General features: G+C 56.0%; 19 protein-coding genes. 11 read left to right on the top strand and 8 right to left on the bottom strand.

Annotation, left to right across the window (positions count from 1 at the left end; all coding sequences use genetic code 11):
- Position 1: 1 nt before the first annotated feature.
- The 7 genes from lptA (at position 2) to QEN58_RS07140 (ending at position 5,034) form a co-directional block, all read left to right on the top strand.
- Positions 2-511, top strand: a complete 510-nt coding sequence (gene lptA / locus QEN58_RS07170; RefSeq protein WP_280106434.1) for a lipopolysaccharide transport periplasmic protein LptA — start codon at positions 2-4, stop codon at positions 509-511.
- A gap of 11 nt (positions 512-522) precedes the next feature.
- Complete coding sequence (gene lptB / locus QEN58_RS07165; protein WP_280106433.1) at positions 523-1,272, top strand: LPS export ABC transporter ATP-binding protein; 750 nt, start codon at positions 523-525, stop codon at positions 1,270-1,272.
- A gap of 129 nt (positions 1,273-1,401) precedes the next feature.
- Positions 1,402-2,817 (top strand): RNA polymerase factor sigma-54, encoded by a 1,416-nt coding sequence (locus QEN58_RS07160; protein WP_280106432.1) that lies wholly within the window; start codon positions 1,402-1,404, stop codon positions 2,815-2,817.
- A 98-nt stretch (positions 2,818-2,915) separates the two neighbouring features.
- Positions 2,916-3,224 (top strand): ribosome hibernation-promoting factor, HPF/YfiA family, encoded by a 309-nt coding sequence (hpf, locus tag QEN58_RS07155; RefSeq protein WP_007114683.1) that lies wholly within the window; start codon positions 2,916-2,918, stop codon positions 3,222-3,224.
- Between the two features lie 4 nt (positions 3,225-3,228).
- Entirely contained in the window at positions 3,229-3,699 is a 471-nt protein-coding gene (locus QEN58_RS07150; protein WP_280106431.1) for a PTS sugar transporter subunit IIA, read from the top strand.
- Positions 3,700-3,786: 87 nt separating this feature from the next.
- Positions 3,787-4,719 (top strand): RNase adapter RapZ, encoded by a 933-nt coding sequence (gene rapZ / locus QEN58_RS07145; protein WP_280106430.1) that lies wholly within the window; start codon positions 3,787-3,789, stop codon positions 4,717-4,719.
- 45 nt (positions 4,720-4,764) lie between these two features.
- Complete coding sequence (locus QEN58_RS07140) at positions 4,765-5,034, top strand: HPr family phosphocarrier protein (RefSeq protein ID WP_280106429.1); 270 nt, start codon at positions 4,765-4,767, stop codon at positions 5,032-5,034.
- A 16-nt stretch (positions 5,035-5,050) separates the two neighbouring features.
- Here QEN58_RS07140 and pmbA read toward each other — a convergent pair whose 3' ends face one another.
- Entirely contained in the window at positions 5,051-6,391 is a 1,341-nt protein-coding gene (gene pmbA / locus QEN58_RS07135) for a metalloprotease PmbA (protein ID WP_280106428.1), read from the bottom strand.
- A 123-nt stretch (positions 6,392-6,514) separates the two neighbouring features.
- On the opposite strand from pmbA, the gene yjgA reads away from it, so the two are divergent.
- The gene (gene yjgA, locus QEN58_RS07130) at positions 6,515-7,036 is read left to right on the top strand and encodes a ribosome biogenesis factor YjgA (protein WP_280106427.1); all 522 of its coding nucleotides are present in this window, start codon (positions 6,515-6,517) and stop codon (positions 7,034-7,036) included.
- A 37-nt stretch (positions 7,037-7,073) separates the two neighbouring features.
- On the opposite strand, the gene tldD is transcribed toward yjgA, so the two are convergent.
- The 7 genes from tldD to QEN58_RS07095 form a co-directional block, all read right to left on the bottom strand.
- Entirely contained in the window at positions 7,074-8,525 is a 1,452-nt protein-coding gene (gene tldD, locus QEN58_RS07125; protein ID WP_280106426.1) for a metalloprotease TldD, read from the bottom strand.
- Positions 8,522-12,376 carry a YhdP family phospholipid transporter gene (locus QEN58_RS07120; protein WP_280106425.1) on the bottom strand — a complete coding sequence of 1,285 codons (3,855 nt, stop codon included), beginning with the start codon at positions 12,374-12,376 and terminating at the stop codon, positions 8,522-8,524. The genes tldD and QEN58_RS07120 overlap by 4 nt, the downstream gene beginning before the upstream one ends.
- 2 nt (positions 12,377-12,378) lie before the next feature.
- On the bottom strand, positions 12,379-13,842 hold the full coding sequence (gene rng / locus QEN58_RS07115; protein WP_280106424.1) for a ribonuclease G: 1,464 nt from the start codon (positions 13,840-13,842) through the stop codon (positions 12,379-12,381).
- A gap of 71 nt (positions 13,843-13,913) precedes the next feature.
- The gene (locus tag QEN58_RS07110; protein ID WP_280106423.1) at positions 13,914-14,495 is read right to left on the bottom strand and encodes a Maf family protein; all 582 of its coding nucleotides are present in this window, start codon (positions 14,493-14,495) and stop codon (positions 13,914-13,916) included.
- Positions 14,492-14,980 (bottom strand): rod shape-determining protein MreD, encoded by a 489-nt coding sequence (gene mreD, locus QEN58_RS07105; protein ID WP_280106422.1) that lies wholly within the window; start codon positions 14,978-14,980, stop codon positions 14,492-14,494. Before mreD ends, QEN58_RS07110 begins: the two co-directional genes overlap by 4 nt.
- Positions 14,980-15,909, bottom strand: coding sequence for a rod shape-determining protein MreC (mreC, locus tag QEN58_RS07100; RefSeq protein WP_280106421.1), 930 nt, complete (start codon positions 15,907-15,909; stop codon positions 14,980-14,982). The genes mreD and mreC overlap by 1 nt, the downstream gene beginning before the upstream one ends.
- Before the next feature lie 24 nt (positions 15,910-15,933).
- Positions 15,934-16,971 (bottom strand): rod shape-determining protein, encoded by a 1,038-nt coding sequence (locus QEN58_RS07095; protein WP_007114671.1) that lies wholly within the window; start codon positions 16,969-16,971, stop codon positions 15,934-15,936.
- Positions 16,972-17,200: 229 nt separating this feature from the next.
- Here QEN58_RS07095 and gatC point away from each other — a divergent pair, with 229 nt between their 5' ends.
- From gatC to gatB, 3 genes are all read left to right on the top strand, one after another.
- A complete protein-coding gene (gatC, locus tag QEN58_RS07090) occupies positions 17,201-17,488 on the top strand; it encodes an Asp-tRNA(Asn)/Glu-tRNA(Gln) amidotransferase subunit GatC (protein WP_022523948.1) in 288 nt (95 codons plus the stop codon).
- Positions 17,489-17,582: 94 nt separating this feature from the next.
- On the top strand, positions 17,583-19,043 hold the full coding sequence (gene gatA / locus QEN58_RS07085; RefSeq protein WP_280106420.1) for an Asp-tRNA(Asn)/Glu-tRNA(Gln) amidotransferase subunit GatA: 1,461 nt from the start codon (positions 17,583-17,585) through the stop codon (positions 19,041-19,043).
- Positions 19,043-20,497 (top strand): Asp-tRNA(Asn)/Glu-tRNA(Gln) amidotransferase subunit GatB, encoded by a 1,455-nt coding sequence (gene gatB / locus QEN58_RS07080; RefSeq protein ID WP_280106419.1) that lies wholly within the window; start codon positions 19,043-19,045, stop codon positions 20,495-20,497. Before gatA ends, gatB begins: the two co-directional genes overlap by 1 nt.
- The last annotated feature ends 75 nt before the right edge of the window (positions 20,498-20,572 follow it).

The raw sequence follows: 20,572 nt of genomic DNA, 5'->3' as shown, positions 1-20,572 counted from the left end.
CATGAAAGGTATTATTTATACAGCCCTTTTCTACACCACTCTTTTTGCCCTCGCGATGCCTTTATCGGCACTAGCCCAAACTTCACAACAAGCCCCTGTAGAAGTGGAAGCCGACCGCCTAGATCTCGACCAACGGGCGGGCACTGCCGTCTACACCGGGGATGTAGATATTCGTCAAGGCGAAATGCAGTTGCGAGGCGAGCGTGTAGAGATCGAACGCAACGAAGCTGGCGAACTATCGAAAGCGACATCCACCGGCGAACGTGCCTACCTTCGTCATCAAGTGGAAGGCCAGGATGGCCCCACTGAAGGCTGGGCACGACGGATTATTTATCACGTCGCTGAGCGCCGCGTAGAGCTGATTGACCAAGCCGAACTGATCCAGCAACAGGATACGTTCACTGGCGGGCGCCTTGAGTACTTTATTGACCGTGAAGTGATTCAAGCACGCTCCGACGTTGAAGGCAGCGAGCCCCAGCGCATACGTATGACCCTTCAGCCTGAACAATAGGGAGCAAAGCTGTGGCAACTGCTGACACCGCGCCGATCAAAACCCTTTATGCTCACCATTTGGCTAAAAGCTACAAACGCCGCCGAGTGGTTAAAGACATTAATTTGGAGATCTGCCAAGGCAGCATTGTTGGCCTACTGGGTCCCAACGGTGCCGGCAAAACCACCTCGTTCTATATGATAGTCGGGCTGGTCAAATCCGACGCCGGCAAGGTGGGTATCGACGATGTGGATTTAACCCGCGCCCCCATGCACGAGCGTGCAGCGGCGGGGATAGGCTACCTACCTCAAGAGGCGTCTATTTTTCGCAAGCTCTCGGTTGCGGATAATATTATGGCGATACTTGAGACCCGCAAAGAGCTTAACCGTAGCGACCGCGAACAGCGCCTGGAAGCGCTACTAGAAGACTTCCACATTACCCATATCCGCGACAACCTCGGCATGAGTCTTTCAGGTGGCGAGCGCAGGCGAGTAGAAATAGCCCGTTCGCTAGCCACAGAGCCCGCTTTCATTTTGCTCGATGAGCCTTTTGCGGGCGTTGACCCCATCTCGGTAGGTGAAATCAAAACCATTATTCGCGCGTTAAAGCAGCGCCATATTGGCGTACTGATCACTGACCACAACGTGCGTGAAACCCTGGACATTTGCGACATCGCTTATATTGTCGGCGATGGACAAATCATCGCCAACGGCTCGCCAGCCTCGATTCTCACCAACCAAAAAGTAAGGGATGTTTATTTGGGCGCCGATTTTCGCCTATAACGTTTTAGCCTTAACTGCCCCTAAATAGCGCTTTAAAACAACTTTACTACCAATGGCATGCTTATTGCACTTGCGCCAGGCAGTCACTCGCACTAGGGTGGAGCATTCTGATTAACGAGTGGTTCTCAGATGGCCATGAAAGCTTCTCTCCAACTGCGTATCGGCACACAGCTGACCATGACGCCACAGTTGCAGCAGGCCATTGCGCTGCTGCAACTCTCTACGCTGGACCTTCGTCAAGAAATTCAGCAGGCCCTCGATGCCAATCCCATGCTGGAGCAGGAAGATGAATTTAGTGAACAGACTGTCAGCGAGCCTAAGGAAGAAGAGTGGTCAGAGAGCATTCCTACTGAGCTCTCGGTAGATAGTGACTGGTCAGATACCTATCAAGATATGGGTAGTCAGGGCGGTAGCAGCAGTGAAGGCCCCGATTTTGAACGACAGGCAGCCGGGCAGAGCCTCCATGGACACTTGCTATGGCAGCTTGCCATGACCGATTTTAGCGCCCGCGAGCAGCTTGTCGCCGAGAGTTTAATCGACGCGCTCGACGCCAACGGCTACTTGACCCAGCCGCTCAACGACATTCGTGAAGGCCTACGTGCTCAGGGCATTGATGGGCTTAGCCAGCGCGAAGTGGAAACCATTCTGCTCAAGCTCCAGCAGTTTGAGCCGACCGGCATATTTGCCCGCGACCTGCGCGAATGCCTGATGCTGCAGCTAGCCGCCCTCCCCGATGATACGCCACTACTGGTCCCCGCTCGCCGCCTAGTGCGGCAGTTTCTCGAAGCGCTTGGCAAGGACGACATGCGTCTGTTGAAACGTCGCCTAGGGCTCGATGACCAACAGCTTGCCGATGTTATCCTATTAATTCGCAGCCTTGACCCACGGCCAGGCAGCGCTTATGGCGACACTGACGACAGCTATGTAACGCCTGATCTGGTCGTACGCCACGATCACGAAGGTTGGCATTTAGAGCTCAACCCAGAGGCCCTGCCACGGCTGCGTATTCAGCCCGACTACGCCAGTTTGATTAAGAGGGCGGACAAAAGTCAGGACAACCAGTTTCTCAAAGAACACCTGCAGGAAGCCCGGTGGCTGATCAAGAGTCTCTCCAGTCGAAACGATACGCTGCTGCGAGTTGGACGCGAAATCATTACCCGTCAGATTGGCTTCTTGGAGCACGGCGAAGAAGCCATGAAACCACTGATACTGGCCGATATTGCCGAAGCGGTGGAGATGCACGAGTCGACTATTTCACGGGTAACCACGCAAAAATATATCCATACTCCCCGCGGCGTGTTTGAACTCAAATACTTTTTTTCAAGCCAAGTGAGCAGCCAGGATGGCGACAGCCACTCCAGCACCGCCATCCGTGCGCGACTCAAGAAGCTAATTCAAGAGGAGCCACCCGGCAAACCGCTTTCCGACAGCCGCTTAGTGACGCTATTAGGCGAAGGGGGGATTCAAGTGGCGCGTCGTACGGTGGCGAAATATCGTGAAGCCATGGGCATTCCCTCATCTAGTGAACGGCGTCGTTTGCGCTAACCTTTGTTAACGTTTCAGGGAAACTCTCGACAAGGGCTTTGCAACGCGGCAAAAAGGGTTACAATCGAAGTACAGTCCGATGGATAAGGAGCACGTCAATGCAAGTAAATATCACTGGTCATCACGTAGAACTGACTGACGCCTTGCGTGACTATGTCAACGAAAAGCTTGAGCGTGTAGAGCGCCATTACGACAATATAACCACGGTGCAAGTCACCTTATCAGTGGAGAAAGAGCGCCAGCAGGCCGCTTGTACACTGCACGCCGCAGGTGCTGATTTACATGCGGAAGCCCTAGACAGTGATATGTACGCCGCTATTGACGCGCTGGCGGACAAAATTGATCGTCAACTCGTTAAACATAAGGAAAAAGCACAAGCTCGCGCCCAAGGCGCTGGTGTGCGCTAATTCAATGACGTTGGAAACCATACTCCCCCCGGAACGCGTTCTGTTTGACGTGCCCGGGGGCAGCAAAAAAAGGGTGCTGGAATTTTACAGCACCTTTATCGCCCAAAATATTCCCAGCCTGGACAGCCAAGAAGTGTTTAGCCGTTTAATCGGCCGCGAGCGCTTAGGCAGTACGGGTATCGGTAACGGCGTGGCTATTCCTCATGCGCGTAGCCCACACTGCACCGCGCCTATCGCCGGGTTTTTAAAACTGGCTGAAGCGATCGATTTTGACGCTATTGATGGTGATCCGGTTGATCTGGTGTTCGTGCTATTGGTTCCCGAAGAAGCAGACGACACGCATCTCTCATTACTGGGCCAAGTAGCGACCATCATGAATGATGCGGACACACGTCATCAACTGCGTAAAGCATCCAGCCAGCGCGAACTGCTTGAGCTGATTACCGCTAAAATTCGCGAGCAATCAGCGGCCTAAGAACCTGAGACCCTCTTCAGGGCACAGCACAGCAGATTATTCGCTCACCTCCCTCAACGCAGCTTGATCAAAGCAAAGAGAGACTCTATGCAACTGGTGATTATTAGCGGCCGCTCCGGGTCAGGTAAATCTATCGCCTTGCAAGCGCTGGAAGATCTTGGCTACTACGCGATTGATAACCTCCCCGCTATGCTGCTGGGGTCGTTGGTGGATGAATTACGCGACCAGGGCGCCCGGGCTCATTTGGCGGTCAGCATTGATGCCCGTAATTTACCAGGGGCGCTGGAACGACTGCCTTCGTTGTTAGAAGAGTTGCGCCAGCGTAATATCGACTTTCAAGTCATCTACCTGACGACCGATGCACGCATACTGCTTGAGCGTTACTCCGCAACGCGGCGCCGTCATCCGCTGACCCGTGACAGTGAGATGACCTTAGAAGAAGCGATCGATAAAGAAGAGAAAACGCTGGAGGATATTCGCGACCTAGCCGACCTTTTGATCGATACTTCACGGTTATCGGTACACGATTTACGCCGTCGTATTACCGACCAAGTAGCACATCAGCAGCATGATAAGTTAACGCTGACGCTCGAGTCGTTTGGTTACAAACGCGGTGTGCCCTTAGACGCTGATTTAGTGTTCGATGTGCGCTGTCTGCCGAACCCTTATTGGGATCCAACGCTGCGCCAGCTCAATGGCCGCGACGCCGACATTGTGGCCTTTTTGAGCAGCTACCCAATCGTTGATGCCATGAGCAACGATATTCTGGCCTGGCTAGAGCGTTGGTTACCCGCTTACCAGAATAGCCAGCGCAGCTACATGACTATCGCGATTGGCTGTACCGGTGGCCAGCATCGCTCGGTCTATATGGTCGAGAAGTTAGCGGAAAAATTGGCGCCTAGCATGGGCGACGTTCAACTCCGCCACCGCGAACTGGGGCTGCACTACACCTTAAGCGAACAGTCGACCGCTCCCCTCGTCAGCACTTCTACCACTAACGAGCGGCCAGAGACCTCTTAAGCGCATCTATCCATTAATGACACCACTCGGCGAAAAGGAACCAGGGTGCCAGAACGCAAACTTACACTTACCAATCAACGCGGACTACACGCTCGCGCGGCGACCAAACTGGTCAAATGCGGCCAACAGTTCACGGCTAAAATCCGTGTTTACAAACAGCAACAGGTGGCTGATGCCGCCAACATCATGTCACTGCTGATGCTCGCCGCGCCTTACGGTACTGAGCTTACCATCACCGCCGAAGGTGAAGACGCCGACCAAGCGCTTGAAGCTATCCAAGCGCTGTTCGACGCCCGCTTTGAGGAAGATCAGTAGCCGTCGCTTGTACCTGTTAGTCACCCGCCACGGTCATGGCATCAATCAACCAGCTACCCGTGTGAACACTGCCGCGGGTATCGGTGTCATCGCCAATACCCACTAAGCCAGCAAACATCCGCTCCAGGTTCCCAGCAATGGTGAACTCCTCGACCGGGTACTGCACCTTCCCGTTTTCGACCCAAAAACCTGCCGCACCGCGGGAGTAGTCACCGGTCACCCCGTTCACGCCCTGCCCCATCAACTCGGTCACCCAAATACCCCGCCCCATCTCTTGCAGCAGGCTTTCGCGCGATTGCAGCGGCGCCGCTAATCGGACGTTTCGCGCCCCACCGGCATTGCCCGTGGTTTGCATATCGAGACGACGAGCGCTGTAGGAGGAGAGCATATAGCTGGCAATGCTGCCCTGGTCGATAAATCGATTGTTGCGCGTTTGTACGCCTTCCCCATCAAAAGGCGAGCTAGCCGTGGCGCCGATCTCCATCGGCCGCTCTTCGAGACTAAACCAGTCGGGAAACAGCGTCGTACCGAGCCGGTCGCACAAAAAAGAGGACTGACGGTAGAGCGCGCCACCGGCTAAACCACCGAGCAGGTGGCCAATTAAGCCACTGGCCAACGACGGGTCAAACAGCACAGGAAAGGTGCCCGTGGGTGGGCGTTTAGCGCCGAGCCTGCGCAGCGTTCGCGCGGCGGCTTCTCGGCCCACATCGGCAGGGTCGCGCAGCGCCTTGGGGTCACGGGCAGACGTGTAGTCGTAATCGCGCTGCATACCGCTCGCATCTTGGGCAATCAGCATGCACGAAAGAGAGTGGCTGCTGCCCTTTTGGGTGCCTAAAAAGCCGTGGCTATTGGCGTAAACGCGTACTCCTTCACCACTCGAGAGTGACGCGCCATCCGACTGGGAGATGCCTTCAACGTCTCGCCCCGCCTGCTCGCAGGCAAGCGCCAGCTCAATCGCCTCATCCGTTGTGAGCGCCCAGGGGTAGTGCACTTTTAAATCGGGCAATTCAGTAGCCATGAGCGATGCATCGGCCAGTCCAGCGGCCGGGTCTTCGCCGGTATAGCGGGCAATCGCCAGGGCTTTCTCGACGGCGGCCTGGATCGAGGCACTGCTGGCGTCTGTGGATGAAGCGCTGCCTTTTCGCTGGCCTACGTAAAGCGTGACGGCAATGCCTTGGTCACGAGACAACTCAACCGTTTCAACTTCGCCCAGGCGTACACTAACGCCGATTCCCTGATCGACGCTTGCGCCCACTTCAGCAGCATCCGCGCCCAAGCGTTTCGCCAGCGCTAGCGCCTCCTCGGCGCGCGCGGTCAATAGCGACTGCTGCGCGGATGCATCAAATGCTTGTGCCATATGGCCTCCTTTTTCAACCGAATGTCTCTCAAGCAAAGTCTTTCAAGAGAGTGTCATTGGCGAATCAATGTTGTACTCGCAGCTGGTATAATGCCGCCACGAATCTTGTCTGTGAGTCACACTATGCGTAAGCAACGTCCCGATCCCATTGAAGTAGAAGACCAGGAAGAACGCCCTAGCAAGTCGCAACTCAAACGCGAAATGCATGCCTTACAGGCACTTGGGGAAACCTTAATCGCCATGCGACCGGCGGAACGCGCCCGTTTCCCCCTCTCTGACGATATGCTGCGCGCTATCGAGGAAACCTCGCGCATTCGTTCCCATGAGGGTCGCCGCCGCCACATGCAGTATGTCGGCAAGTTAATCCGTAAAGAGGATCTCACCGCCATTCAAGCCGTGTTCGACTCCATCGACCAAGAGCAGGAGCAGCGCGACCACGCGTTTCATCGGCTCGAAAAATGGCGGGAACGCTTAATTGACGAGGGCGACGCAGCGGTTGATCTGTTTATGGCGGAGCACCCCGATGCTGACCGCCAGCCGCTTCGTCAATTGATTCGCAATGCCCAGCGGGAACGCGAGCAGGGCAAACCCCCGACCAGCTCACGCAAGCTCTTCAAACACCTGCGCGAAACCTTAGCTCTTTAAAAACCGCCTTTTTAAGACCGTTTTTCAAGACCGCCAGTCAAGACTGTGTCCCGCCGACGGTTAGCTCATCCAATTTCAGGGTGGGCTGGCCGACACCGACCGGTACGCCCTGCCCCTCTTTACCACACACGCCAATACCAGTATCCAGCGCCATATCGTGGCCAATCATGGACACCCGCTGCATCGCTTCCGGACCGTTACCAATTAACGTGGCCCCTTTTACCGGCGCCGTCACTTTACCGTCTTCAATCAGGTAGGCTTCACTGGCGGAGAACACAAATTTGCCCGAGGTGATATCTACCTGCCCACCGCCAAAGCTCACCGCATAGATGCCGCGCTTAACGCTTTTAATAATATCGCCAGGCTCATCTTGGCCTGCGAGCATGACGGTGTTGGTCATGCGTGGCATTGGCAAATGGGCAAAGGATTCACGTCGCGCGTTGCCTGTAGGGGCCATACCCATTAAGCGGGCATTGAGTTTGTCCTGCATATAGCCGGTCAAAATGCCGTCTTCGATAAGCGGCGTGTATTGGCCCGGCGTGCCCTCGTCATCCATGCTCATAGAGCCTCGGCAATCCGACAGTGTCGCATCATCGACAATGGTCACGCCTTTAGCGGCCACGCGCTCGCCCATCTTACCCGCAAAGGCGGAACTGCCTTTACGGTTGAAATCGCCTTCCAGGCCGTGACCGACGGCTTCATGAAGTAAAATTCCCGGCCACCCTGATGCCAGCACTACGGGCATTTGTCCAGCGGGCGCATCGACGGCTTCTAGATTGACCAGCGCCTGACGCACCGCCTCTTTAGCGTACTGCTCGGCCACTTGGTCATCGCGCAGTTTGGCCATGGAGTAACGGCCACCGCCGCCCGCACTGCCACGTTCCCGACGACCATTTTTAACCGCGATAACGCTGACGTTAAAGCGCACCAGCGGACGAATATCCGCCGCCAGGGTGCCATCACTGGCCCGCACCAGCACCACTTCGTAGGTACCTGATAGGGAAGCACTCACTTGACTGATGCTCGGGTCTGCAGCACGAGCGACTTTGTCAGCCTGTTTTAGCATGGCGACTTTGTCTTCGGCGCTTAGCCCTGCTAAGGGGTCAATCCCCGCATAGCGCGACGTGGCGGAAACCGGACGCACCAACTGCCCAGGCAAGCGTTGACCACTGCGCACGATACCTGCCGCCGTGCGGCCGGTATCCATTAGCGCATCGGCCGTAATTTGGTTGGAGTAGGCAAAGCCGGTTTTTTCACCGGCCAGTGAGCGCACGCCGACGCCACCGTCAATATTGTAACTAGCTTCTTTCACCTCACCATCTTCCAGCACCCAGCCCTCTTGCCAGGTACGCTGAAAATAGAGATCCGCGTAGTCAATGCCCGCGCCCATAGCGTAGCCCAGCCCCGTTTCCAAGGCGTCTAAATCAAGCCCTCCAGGGGTCAACAGGATGGCAGCAGCCGTATCTACATCACTTTTATATGCGATCATTGGGGGCCTTCTAAAGTAACCTGCGGCGAGGTCCAAGGACCTCGCACGCGATAATGGAGTGTCGTGGCGCGATCTAAGGCGTCGCCAAACAGCTGGTCAGCAAGGAACAGCGCGCCGCCCACGATGGGCGCGCCAACGGCAATCGCCGCGATGGGTAAACTTTGCGTCACTGGGAGTGTGACGCCAAGCCGCTGGTCAAGTTCACGCGTCACCAGGTCGACACTGCCGGTAAACGCTAGGGTGGCGGCCGGGGCATCAATTTGCAATGGGCCGCGAAGTCTCAGCAGCCCACTGGTCACATCGGCCGTGCCTTGAACACGATCAAATGCTGTGCCTTGGCCGGTTACGTCAGAAAAATCCAAGCGCAGGCGACGTAAAATATTATCGAAATTGAGCAAGCCAATTAAACGCGCAGGCGCCGAATCCAGAGTGACAAAGCTGCCATCACGAATATCGGTGCTGATATAGCCGTCTGAGCGGCTTAACTCCAACTGCCAGGGCGCCCCCGGCCAGTCAAGCGAGGCAACCACATCGGTACTACGGCTGCGCATAGCGACCGGTTGGTCAAGGCGCTCAAGGGCAGTACCGATATCCCCGCCCTGAATCGTAACGTCCGCACGGGTATGACTGGACACAGCATCCCCTTCCCAATACAGCTCGCCGCGTGCCGAAATCTGACCCAGGGTCAAGCCAACGGGGGTAAGCGAAAAACGCTCGCCGTCGGTTTTCCAGTAGGCGGTCAAAGGGCCGAAGCGGCGTGACCCCATGGCAATTTCGGCTAAGCGTAGTCGCCCGTTAGGTACATCGGCTAGCCAATCAGGTATGGCCACAGGTTCCTGGCGCTGGGTTTCGACCGATTCCATCCAGGAGTCTGGCATCGGCGCATCGCTGTCATGCTCGACATTGGCTAACGCCAGCAAACGGTCTAGCGCCAGCGCTTCAATCGTCACATCTAACGGTTGAAGTGATTGGGCATCGTACGCTAACCGCCCGGTAACCAGGTTACCGCTGAGCCCTACATCAACCAGGCCAGCATTCATGCCTCCCGATGCGTTAAGACTGCCTAAACACTCACCTTGGTAAACCACACACGGCGTGGACAATGACAGTGTCAGCGGCTGCTGAGCACCACTGCTCGCACCCGTAGACGCTCCGCTTGTCATCAACGGTGCAATCGCCTGTTGCCATGCCAGTGGATCAATGCGCGGCACAGTGGCATCTAGACGAAAACCTGGCTGGGAGGGCCAGCCGGGCAAGCGATCGGCTTGACGACCTACGTTGAGTGTCCCGGCAAGCGCACCGTTACGCAGTTGAAGTCGCGCTGCAGCGATATCGGCCAACTGTGTCTCGACGCGCTTTGCATCTAAATAGGCGGTCAATGTCCAGGGCCAAGCCTGCTGTGGCGATTTGGCAAAGGGTTCGGGCAGATGGCTGGTGACACCGACTAAACGACTCTCCATGCGCAGGGTGGGCGTTGGCGTTAAAGCAACACTGCCCTGCCACTCTAACGGTCCCTCTAGCGGCATGCGCCCTTGACTGTTATCTAGCCCAGCAAGTCCAAAAAGCGCCGAGGTAGCGACTCTTCCCTGTAGCTGTATGTCGTCGCTTTGAGTATCAATATCCGCGTTGATAGGGCCCCCAAGCAACTGACCACCGGCCTCACCGACGAGACCGGAGCTCTCACCATCCTGAAGCCAGGCTAGATTACCCTCCACCGATTGAAGCCGTAGATCAAGCGGTTGATATACCACTTCCGAGAAACGCGGCCGGGCATTAATTTCCAGTTGGAGTGTCTCGGGATTTTCTAACGGCAACGAGAGCGCGATATCGCCATCAACCTTCCCAGTTACGCGCAAATCATTAAGTTGGGTAAGATCAATCTCGGGCATCGCCTGTAAAAATGACACAAGTGCTGGCCCATCCGCCTGTAGCTGCCCCGAAAGGTTGAGCGTCTCATCCTCCATCACCACTTCGCCTTCTGAAGCAGTGATGCCATGGCTCTGAGCATTATCGATTTCAGCTTCTAACACCCTATTTTGCCATTTAAGGCGGCCCTCGACGTCATCAATACGCGGCCAGCCTGGCGCGATCGGCAGATGCCCCTGGGTAACCGCCAGCGCGAGCGTCGCGGTAAAATCCTTGGCGGTCGCCCTTTCGCCCAACGGCTGACTTAGCTGCAGAGAGCCTTTGCTTACGTAGCCACCTATATCATTGAGCAGCCACTCCTGCAGCTCGTCATCCATCACGCTTAGCGGCAGCCACTGAGCCAATGGTCGTTCCAGGGCGTCCACGTCACTAAAATTAATATCCAAACCAAAATGGCCGCGCTGATTACCCGTTACCAACCCGAAGTCACCCGCTATCTGTGCCCCGTCCCAGTCAACGCTAAGGTTCTTACCGCTCACCATGGTGTTAGGTCCATCGTATACCCACTCGACTTCCCCTTCAGCACGTCGAAGCTGCATGGGAGCGGCAAAAAACTCTGGGAAATAGAGAGTACTATCGCCACTACTACTAAACAGAACGCGACCGCGAAAATCACGCGCCTGTACCCAGGCGTCCAGCGGACCGCCACCTGGCGCCTGCTGCCACGGCGACACTTCCACACCCGAGAGCGCTGCGTCCACTCCCCAGCGGCCATCCTGCTGCCCAATATGTAACCCCTCGACTTGCCCTCGGGGGGCGAGGGTTTGCAATACTCGCGTAACGGATTCGGGGAGCAATACATAGTCGCGCCAAGCGGTCAGCGAGGCGAGCTCAAAGGCACTGGTGCGAACTTCCCAGAGCCCAGGCTGATGGGTAGCGTGCCAGTAGCGAGGCAAGGCCGGCCCAACGCTGCCACCGGGAGGCTGGGCCCACTCCACGCTCTCAGCGTCGCCGCTTAGCCACGCCTCACCCCCTTCGCCGTCGCGCTGCCACAGACCATTGGCCTTAATGTCTCTTAACACGGCGTACTGAACTTGATGGCGTAGCGTTAACTGTGGGACGTCGACGGCGACACGAGCTTCCTCAAGGCGTCCGGAGCTCCAGCGCCCCCATAGCCGAGCACTGCCCCCGGCCTGCTCGAGATAAGCGGCATGATCAGGTCGGAACATATCCGCCAGCGCAACTAATTGATCAAGCTGAATATCCAACTGCAGCGCTGCCGAAAAATCGCTAAAACCGCGTCGGCCGGGCTGCATTTCGACCTTAATTTCAGCGGCAGGTAGGGCAATATCGCGAGCCTGCTCTAGCGTTTCCGCGATATTGATAGCACCTTCTAGCCTTGTGCGCCGCTCATCACCGGTCAGTAACAGCGTCTGAGCATGCAGCATGACAGTGTCGTGCTTGCCATGCAGCACCACGCGGGTGTCATCCACCCACACACGTTGACGCAAAATCAAGCCTGCCCAGCTATCAATGGTGGCCAGGTCCACGTCGGGTTCTGCCGCTATCAATAGCGGTAATTCAGCGGGCTCGGGCCACTCCAAAGATACCCCCGAACCTTGATAGAGGTGAAACTGTATACCGCTGATGCGCGCATCGCTAAAAATCGGCGCCATATTGGCAAGCGACGCCCAGGTATCCAAGCGCAGTCCCGCATGCTCAAGGGAAAACAGCGCTTGTCCATCGGGGGTTTCGGCGTTAACCCCATCAAGTCGTAGCAGCAGGTCATTTCGGGCGAGAGAAAGTGATAGGCGTTCGATGGTTACCGGCACGCCAATGCGCGCCTCAAGAAGCGCTTCGATGCGGGGAGTAAGGGCATCGGATTGGCTGATTGCCAGACGGAGCAGCAGCAGCAGCACGGCCGTGCTGCCCAAAAGCCAGGCCGCTATTAGCAAACTCCAACGCGCCAGCGAACGAATCAGCATGATTACATCAGCACAATATCGTACTGTTCTTGGGAGTAGTGCTGCTCTACCTGAAAGCGAATCGTTTTATTGATAAACGTCTCCAGATCGGCCACTGCCGCTGACTCTTCATCTAATAGACGGTCAACGACGGGCTGCGATGCCAGCACCATGTAGGTTTCAGCGCTATAAGCACGCTCTTCGCGCAAAATTTCCCGAAAGATCTCATAGCAGATAGTTTCAGGGGTTTTAAGCGTACCGCGGCCACTGCAGGTGGGACAGGCTTCACAGAGCGTCTGCTCCAGGCTCTCCCGGGTCCGTTTACGGGTAAGCTGAACCAAGCCAAGCTCAGTGACGCCGGTACACTTGGTTTTAGCATGGTCGCGCTCTAAGGCTTTTTCCAATACGCGCAACACTTGACGCTGATGCTCAACATCGCTCATATCGATAAAGTCGATAATGATGATGCCGCCCAGGTTGCGCAACCGAAGCTGGCGGGCAATCGCCGTGGCCGCCTCAAGGTTGGTTTTGAAAATAGTCTCTTCAAGGTTGCGATGACCAACATAACCACCGGTATTCACATCAATGGTGGTCATCGCCTCGGTGGGGTCAATCACCAGATAGCCGCCGGACTTCAACTGCACCTTACGCCCCAAGGCTTTCTGGATCTCGTCTTCGACACTGTATAGGTCAAAGATAGGCCGCTCGCCAGGGTAGTATTCAATCCGCTCAACCGCATCGGGCATAAACTCTTCGGCAAACTCGACCAGTTTGACGAAGTTTTCCCGCGAATCGATACGCACTTTTTCAATATCGTCTCGCATTACGTCGCGCAGAGTGCGCATAAAGAGCGGCAAATCATCATAAATCACGCTTTGTGGCGTCGCGGTGACCTTACGCTCACTCACCTTACGCCACAGCCGCAGCAAAAAATGCATATCGCCTTTAAGCTCTTCGTCACCGACACCTTCCGCGGCCGTACGGACAATAAAGCCGCCCGTCACTTCCAGCGTCTGCTCCGCTATACTGCTATCCAGCAAGGCTTTTAAACGCTCGCGTTCGCGCTCATCTTCAATGCGCTGCGAAACGCCGTGATTCGGCGAATCGGGCATATACACCAGGTAGCGTGAGGGAACCGACAGGTGTGTGGTTAAGCGCGCACCTTTGCTACCAATAGGGTCTTTAGTGGCTTGCACCACCAGCGCCTGGCCTTCATGAAGCAATTGGCCAATGGTCTGCTGCTCATCGAGCGGTGTGCCGGGTGGCATCACTTCATGGGCATGAATAAACGCCGCCCGCTCTAGGCCAATATCAACAAAGGCAGCCTGCATTCCAGGCAGTACACGCACTACTTTGCCTTTGTAGATATTGCCCACGATGCCACGCCGACGGGAACGCTCGATCAGTGCCTCTTGCAAAACGCCATTTTCAACCAGCGCGACGCGGGTCTCCATTGGCGTTAAATTGATGAGAACTTCACCGCTCATGCAAAATTCCTTGTTGGTTGACGTATTCCTTGCCAGTGATACAAGCGGCGACGCCCTCTATTATAAGGGAATTACACGCGCTGCCAGATAGGAACTCCCTGTCGGCATAGCAAGTGCGTCGTTTCAAACAGCGGTAGCCCTACCACTGCTGAGTGACTGCCTTGAATGTGTTTTACAAATATGGCGGCTAATCCCTGTATTGCGTAGCCGCCAGCTTTATCAGCGGGCTCACCGGTACGCCAATAGGCAGCGATTTCATTGGCGCTTATCTCACGCATCGTAACCTGGGTGGCCACGCAACAGGAGAGCATCCCCTCTGGCCCACTCACCGCCACGGCGGTAAGTACCTCGTGACACCGCCCCGAAAGTAGCCGCAGCATCTCGGCGGCCGCATCAAAATCCACCGGTTTACCTAGAATACGCCCATCGATCACCACGGCGGTATCTGAACCGAGGGTCGGCAAATCAGTTAGAGAGGCCGCCGCCTCGGCTTTGGCAACCGCTAAGCGCGGCACATACGCTTGAGCCGTCTCACCAGCCAGCGGCGTCTCATCGATATCACAGGGGTGAACCGTGACCGGTACACCAATGGATGCCAGTAAATCCCGGCGGCGTGGAGAGGCTGATGCTAGGCATAAAACAGGCGTAGTCATGAAGCGGCCAAACGACGTTCAATTGCTTGAAACATCGTCGCTAGCCACGGCCATAGCAAGCCACTGATAAGCGCAGGGATCAAAAAGGCTAAGTGAATTGAAAAATCACCGATGATAGTGCGCAGCCACTGGGCGACTAACTGCATCAAGCCTAACAGCACCAGCACCAGTGCCGACTGCTGTACCAGCGAATAGGCCCGAAAACGGGGATAGACCAGGGCGCAGAGAAACGCCAAAAGTGCATAGATTAGCGCGTGCTGTCCTAGATCAGTGCCTTCAATTAAATCCATCAAAATGCCCAGCACAAAGCCATGAAAAACGCCAACTCTGTCGGGAGTGCGCATACACCAGTAGATCAGCATCAGGCCCAACCATTCGGGGCGATATACCTGCCAACCATCGGCTAGCGGCATCACTTGCAAACATAATGCTAGAAGCAGACTTAGCCAAATAACTAAAATAGGCACAACCGGTGCACGCGGCATCAGGGCACCTCTTGGTCGGGATTAGCCAGTTGAAGCGAAGAGCGTAAAGCTTCTGATGAGATATCCAGCGTCTCATCCCATGCGTGCTCATCCACTTCCGCTCGCGGAGGTGGAAAAAGCAGCAAGAAGTGTCGCGAACGCTGCAACTGCGCCATTGGTTCGGCCGTTACACGGGCAAAAGGCTGACCAGGGTCGTGATAGACCTCGCTAACACGGGCTACCGGATAACCGGGAGGGAAACGTCCAGCCAGACCCGATGTAGTCAGTAAATCACCTTCACGGATGTCCGCCGTATCGGGCACGTACATCACATTGACGCTACTGTAACGCCCCGCCCCTTGGACAATAAAGCGTAACCCATTGCGGTTTAACTGGACCGGCAACGCATGACTGGCATCAGCTAACAGCAATACACGACTGGAGTAAGCAGAGACCGCGGTAATTTGACCCACCAAACCCGAGGCATCAATCACCGGCTGACCTACATAGGCACCATTGCGATGGCCGCGATTAACCACCATCTGGTGGCTGAAGGGATCGTTATCCAGCGAAAGTAGCTCAGCCGTGATATAGGGAATATCACGTCGCTTTGCCGCTTTGAGCAAATCTCGCAGCTCGCTGTTTTCCGCAGTCAAATTCGCCATCCGTTGCCCGCGATGGGAAAGGGTAAGAATCTGCTCGCGCAGTCGGCGGTTCTCATCTACCAGCGCCTGTTGATCGGAGAGCGCCAGTGCCCCCCAATTCAACAGGTCGCTAGGCAAACTAACGACCCACTGAATTGGGGCAACGACCATCGACATTTGCGCACGCACATGCTCCATACGCGTAAAATTATGGTCGACAAACATCAATGCACTGGCAGCCAAGACGCAAAAAAACAGCCGGTAACCCGGCAGTGGCCCGTGCGAAAACAGCGGTTTAATAGGCAATCCCCCCGCAATTAACCGCTGCGATCAGTCGCTCGACAGCAACTCAAAGGTGTGCTGATCAATCATCTCCAGCGCTTTACCACCGCCGCGAGCAACGCAGGTCAACGGATCTTCGGCAACGATCACCGGCAACCCGGTCTCTTCAGCAATCAGCTTATCCAGATCGCGCAACAGCGCACCACCGCCTGTTAGCACCAAGCCTCGCTCAGCGATGTCAGATGCCAATTCAGGCGGTGACTGCTCAAGGGCGCTCTTAATCGCGGCCACGATAGAACCCAGCGTTTCTTGCAGCGCTTCCAGTGTTTCGTGGGAATTGAGCGTAAAGCTGCGCGGAATGCCTTCAGCCAGATTACGACCGCGTACGTCAATTTCACGCAGTTCGCCACCGGGGTAGGCGCAACCTATCTCTTCTTTGATGCGTTCGGCTGTCGCTTCGCCTATCAGGCTGCCGTAGTGACGACGTACGTATGCGGTAATGGCTTCATCAAAACGGTCGCCGCCCACCCGAATTGATTCGGAGTAGACCACACCGTTGAGTGAGATAATCGCGATTTCAGTGGTACCACCACCGATATCTACCACCATTGACCCCTGCGCTTCATCAACCGGTAGCCCTGCGCCAATCGCCGCCGCCATGGGCTCTTCAATCAAGAACACCTCGCGGGCACCGGCACCTTCTGCTGACTCACGAATCGCCCGACGTTCCACTTGCGTTGACATGCAAGGAACGCAAACCAGCACACGCGGACTGGGGGTTAAAAAGGTGCTTTGATGAACTTTACGGATAAAGTGCTGAAGCATCTGTTCGGTGACGGTGAAGTCGGCAATAACGCCATCTTTCATCGGCCGAATCGCGGTAATATTGCCGGGCGTACGCCCCAGCATTCGCTTGGCATCTGTACCGACTGCCGCGACGCTGCGCATATTGCCAGACTGGCGGATAGCAACCACGGACGGCTCATCAAGCACGATACCGCGACCGCGAACATAAATCAGTGTGTTGGCCGTACCCAAGTCGATCGATAGATCGCTGGAAAACAGCCCCCTTAAACGTTTAAACATGGATGTTGTTACCTAGTGCAGACCGGGAACCCTGTGCGGATGCAAACGGTATCACCGCAACCCTTTGGCAGCAAGCACGAGTCGCGCCTAACACTGCCCGTCAAGGTCAAGATGTGGTACCTTTTGCGGCTATTTTCCACGTCTGCAACACAAGACGTTTTTTTGATATCGGTATGTATACCGCTTAAAGCGGATTATGTTCCATCACGTTTACGAGGAAATATCGATCATGGCGCTTGAAGAATCTCATGTGCGCCGGGCCGCTCACTTGGCCCGACTCGCCGTCAGCGATGACCAAGCCAGCGGCTTTGTAGACGACCTAAGCCGGATTCTGGACATGGTCGATCAGCTACAAAGCCTCGACACCGAAGGCGTTACGCCGCTCGCTCATCCGCTGGATGCGACCCAGCGACTGCGCGCCGATGAAGTGACGGAAACCAACCAGCGCGACACGTTTCAGCGCTGTGCTCCGGCAGTGGAAAATGGCCTGTATCTCGTGCCCCGGGTCGTTGAATAACATCGGCTAAGCAGGATGAGTAACGGCGCACGAATATTTACCTGGGCCACCACTATTGCCCCTTTTTTTCTCCCCTGAACGGAGCTTCTGGGTCATGTACGAGAAAACCTTAACGCAACTCGCCGCCGCGCTAAAAAGCGGTGAGTTCTCAAGCCGCGAGCTGACTGCTCACTATCTGCAGCGTATCGAAAAGGCTGACGGCAAGCTGAACAGTTTTATCAGCGTGACCGCTGAGCAGGCGCTGAAACAGGCGGAAGTAGCTGACAAAGCGCGGGCGGCTGGCACTGCCGGGCCTCTTGCGGGCATTCCCCTGGCACTGAAAGATATTTTTTGCACCCAAGGTGTGAAAACCAGCTGCGGTTCAAAAATGCTGGATAACTTTATCGCCCCCTACAGCGCTACCGTGGTGGAAAAACTAACTGCGGCGGGCACTATCAGCCTGGGTAAAACCAATATGGATGAGTTCGCCATGGGCTCCTCCAACGAAAACAGCTACTACGGCCCGGTCAAAAACCCCTGGGACCTGACGGCGGTGCCCGGCGGCAGCTCCGGCGGTAGCGCGGCAGCAGTCGCGGCTGGTTTGGTGCCCGCTGCCATGGGTACCGACACCGGCGGCTCGATTCGTCAGCCAGCGGCGTTTTGTGGCATTACCGGTTTAAAACCGACCTATGGCCGTGTGTCTCGCTTTGGCATCATTGCCTACGCTTCAAGCCTTGATCAGGCTGGCCCCATGGCGCGCAGCGCCGAGGACTGCGCCCACCTGCTAGGTGTTATTGCGGGCCATGACGGCCGCGACTCCACCAGCGTTGCCCGTGGCGTACCCGACTATGTGGAAGGCCTTAACGCCCCTCTCTCGGGCCTCAAGATCGGGCTCCCCAAAGAGTATTTCGGCGATGGTTTAGACCCTGATGTCGAAAAAGCCGTTCGTGAGGCGGTAAACGTTTACGAATCCCTAGGCGCCACGGTGCGCGAGGTCAGCCTACCGCATACCCACTATGCGATTCCGGCCTACTACGTGATCGCCCCAGCGGAAGCCTCTTCCAACCTGTCCCGTTACGACGGTGTACGTTTTGGTCACCGCTGTGACAATCCCAGCGATTTGATCGATCTCTACACACGTTCGCGGGCTGAAGGCTTCGGTGAAGAAGTTAAACGTCGTATCCTGATCGGCACTCATACGCTCTCCGAAGGCTTTTTTGACGCCTACTACACCAAAGCCCAACAGGTGCGCCGTTTAATCCGTCAGGACTTCCTGGACGCCTTTGAAGACGTCGATGTACTGATGGGCCCCGCCTCACCTACCCCGGCCTTTGATCTGGGTGCCAAAAAAGATCCAGTGTCGATGTATCTGCAGGATATCTACACCATCGCGGTAAACTTGGCGGGCATTCCCGGCATCAGCGTGCCGGCGGGTTTTGCCGGTGGCCGCCCCGTCGGTCTCCAGATTCTGGGCACCCACTTTGCCGAAGCGCAGTTGCTTAACGTCGCTCACCAGTTTCAGCAAGCGACCGACTGGCACTTACAACGTCCTGCCTTTGCCGAGGAGTACGCCTAATGCAATGGGAAACCGTGATTGGGCTTGAAGTCCACGTTCAGCTCGCAACACGCTCTAAAATCTTTTCAGGTGCTTCAACGGCGTTTGGCGCTGAGCCAAACACCCAGGCCTGCGCGGTGGATTTAGGCCTACCCGGCGTGCTGCCAGTGCTCAATGAGCAGGCCGTGGCCATGGCCGTGCAGTTTGGCCTGGCGGTGCATGCGGATATTGCTGAAGTATCTATCTTTGACCGCAAAAACTACTTCTATCCCGATCTGCCCAAGGGCTATCAAACAAGCCAGATGTATCACCCGATTGTGGGCCCTGGCGACGTTGAGATCACCCTGGAGGATGGCAGTACCAAGCGTATCCGCATTCACCATGCCCATCTCGAAGAAGATGCCGGTAAATCACTGCATGAAGATTTTCACGGCATGACCGGTATTGACCTGAACCGGGCGGGCACGCCGCTGCTGGAAATCGTCTCCGAGCCGGATATGCGTAACGCCAAAGAGGCCGCAGCGTACCTCAAGGCGATTCACTCGATCGTTACTTACCTGGGCATTTCCGACGGCAATATGGCGGAAGGCTCCATGCGTTGCGACGTTAACGTCTCGGTACGCCCCAAAGGTCAGGAAGCCTTTGGCACCCGTGCAGAGATTAAAAACGTTAACTCCTTCCGTTTTGTCGAGCGTGCGATTGCCTTTGAGGTTGAGCGGCAGATTGAGCTGATCGAAGATGGCGGCAAGGTGGTTCAAGAAACCCGCCTATTTGACCCTGATCGTGATGAAACCCGCAGCATGCGCACCAAGGAGGAGGCCAACGACTACCGTTACTTCCCCTGCCCCGACCTGCTGCCGGTGGTGCTTGACCAGGCCTACCTGGACCACCTGCGTGGTCAGTTGCCAGAGCTGCCTGCGGATAAGCGCGAGCGCTTCCAGAACGAGCTGGGGCTGTCTGCTTATGATGCCAACGTCATCTCCGCCAGCCGCGATATGGCTGAATTTTTTGAAGCGGTGCATAACGAGTGCGGCGATGCCAAGCAGGCGGCCAACTGGGTTCAGGGTGAGCTTTCCGGGGCGCTTAACCGCGAAAACCTAAGCATTGCCAATAGCCCGATCTCAGCGCGCCAGCTAGGCGAGCTGATCAGCCGCGTACTGGATGACACCATTAACGGCAAAGCCGCTAAAGAGGTTTTCCAGGCGTTGTGGAATGGTCAGGGCGATTCCGCCGACGCGGTGATTGACGCAAAAGGCCTCAAGCAGGTGACCGACACTGGCGCTATCGAGGCAATGATCGATCAAGTGATTGCCGATAGCCCCGCCCAGGTCGCCCAGTACCGTGACTCGGAGCCGGAAAAACGTGGCAAAATGATCGGCTACTTTGTTGGTCAGGTGATGAAGGCCTCACGCGGCACCGCCAACCCACAGCAGGTGAACGGCTTGCTAAAAGAGAAGCTCGACGCGCTGTTGTAATACCAAATAGACGGGGGCTATCTCAATTCTTTGCTGACGAGATTGGAGCAACCCGTAGCGGGGGTCTTTTGTCAG

Source organism: Halomonas alkaliantarctica, assembly GCF_029854215.1.
Taxonomy (GTDB): domain Bacteria; phylum Pseudomonadota; class Gammaproteobacteria; order Pseudomonadales; family Halomonadaceae; genus Vreelandella; species Vreelandella alkaliantarctica_A.
Note: the sequence above shows the minus strand (reverse complement) of the source record. Positions and strands in the feature narration are given on the sequence as shown.

What these genes read in the sequence shown, in the direction of transcription:
- rapZ (WP_280106430.1), top strand. Translation starts at nt 3,787, where the DNA reads ATGCAACTGGTGATTATTAGCGGCCGCTCCGGGTCAGGTAAATCTATC.
- hpf (WP_007114683.1), top strand. Translation starts at nt 2,916, where the DNA reads ATGCAAGTAAATATCACTGGTCATCACGTAGAACTGACTGACGCCTTG.
- pmbA (WP_280106428.1), bottom strand. Translation starts at nt 6,391, where the DNA reads ATGGCACAAGCATTTGATGCATCCGCGCAGCAGTCGCTATTGACCGCG.
- gatA (WP_280106420.1), top strand. Translation starts at nt 17,583, where the DNA reads ATGTACGAGAAAACCTTAACGCAACTCGCCGCCGCGCTAAAAAGCGGT.
- gatC (WP_022523948.1), top strand. Translation starts at nt 17,201, where the DNA reads ATGGCGCTTGAAGAATCTCATGTGCGCCGGGCCGCTCACTTGGCCCGA.
- QEN58_RS07110 (WP_280106423.1), bottom strand. Translation starts at nt 14,495, where the DNA reads ATGACTACGCCTGTTTTATGCCTAGCATCAGCCTCTCCACGCCGCCGG.
- QEN58_RS07120 (WP_280106425.1), bottom strand. Translation starts at nt 12,376, where the DNA reads ATGCTGATTCGTTCGCTGGCGCGTTGGAGTTTGCTAATAGCGGCCTGG.
- rng (WP_280106424.1), bottom strand. Translation starts at nt 13,842, where the DNA reads ATGAGCGGTGAAGTTCTCATCAATTTAACGCCAATGGAGACCCGCGTC.
- QEN58_RS07095 (WP_007114671.1), bottom strand. Translation starts at nt 16,971, where the DNA reads ATGTTTAAACGTTTAAGGGGGCTGTTTTCCAGCGATCTATCGATCGAC.
- tldD (WP_280106426.1), bottom strand. Translation starts at nt 8,525, where the DNA reads ATGATCGCATATAAAAGTGATGTAGATACGGCTGCTGCCATCCTGTTG.
- QEN58_RS07160 (WP_280106432.1), top strand. Translation starts at nt 1,402, where the DNA reads ATGGCCATGAAAGCTTCTCTCCAACTGCGTATCGGCACACAGCTGACC.
- QEN58_RS07150 (WP_280106431.1), top strand. Translation starts at nt 3,229, where the DNA reads ATGACGTTGGAAACCATACTCCCCCCGGAACGCGTTCTGTTTGACGTG.
- lptA (WP_280106434.1), top strand. Translation starts at nt 2, where the DNA reads ATGAAAGGTATTATTTATACAGCCCTTTTCTACACCACTCTTTTTGCC.
- gatB (WP_280106419.1), top strand. Translation starts at nt 19,043, where the DNA reads ATGCAATGGGAAACCGTGATTGGGCTTGAAGTCCACGTTCAGCTCGCA.
- yjgA (WP_280106427.1), top strand. Translation starts at nt 6,515, where the DNA reads ATGCGTAAGCAACGTCCCGATCCCATTGAAGTAGAAGACCAGGAAGAA.
- mreD (WP_280106422.1), bottom strand. Translation starts at nt 14,980, where the DNA reads ATGCCGCGTGCACCGGTTGTGCCTATTTTAGTTATTTGGCTAAGTCTG.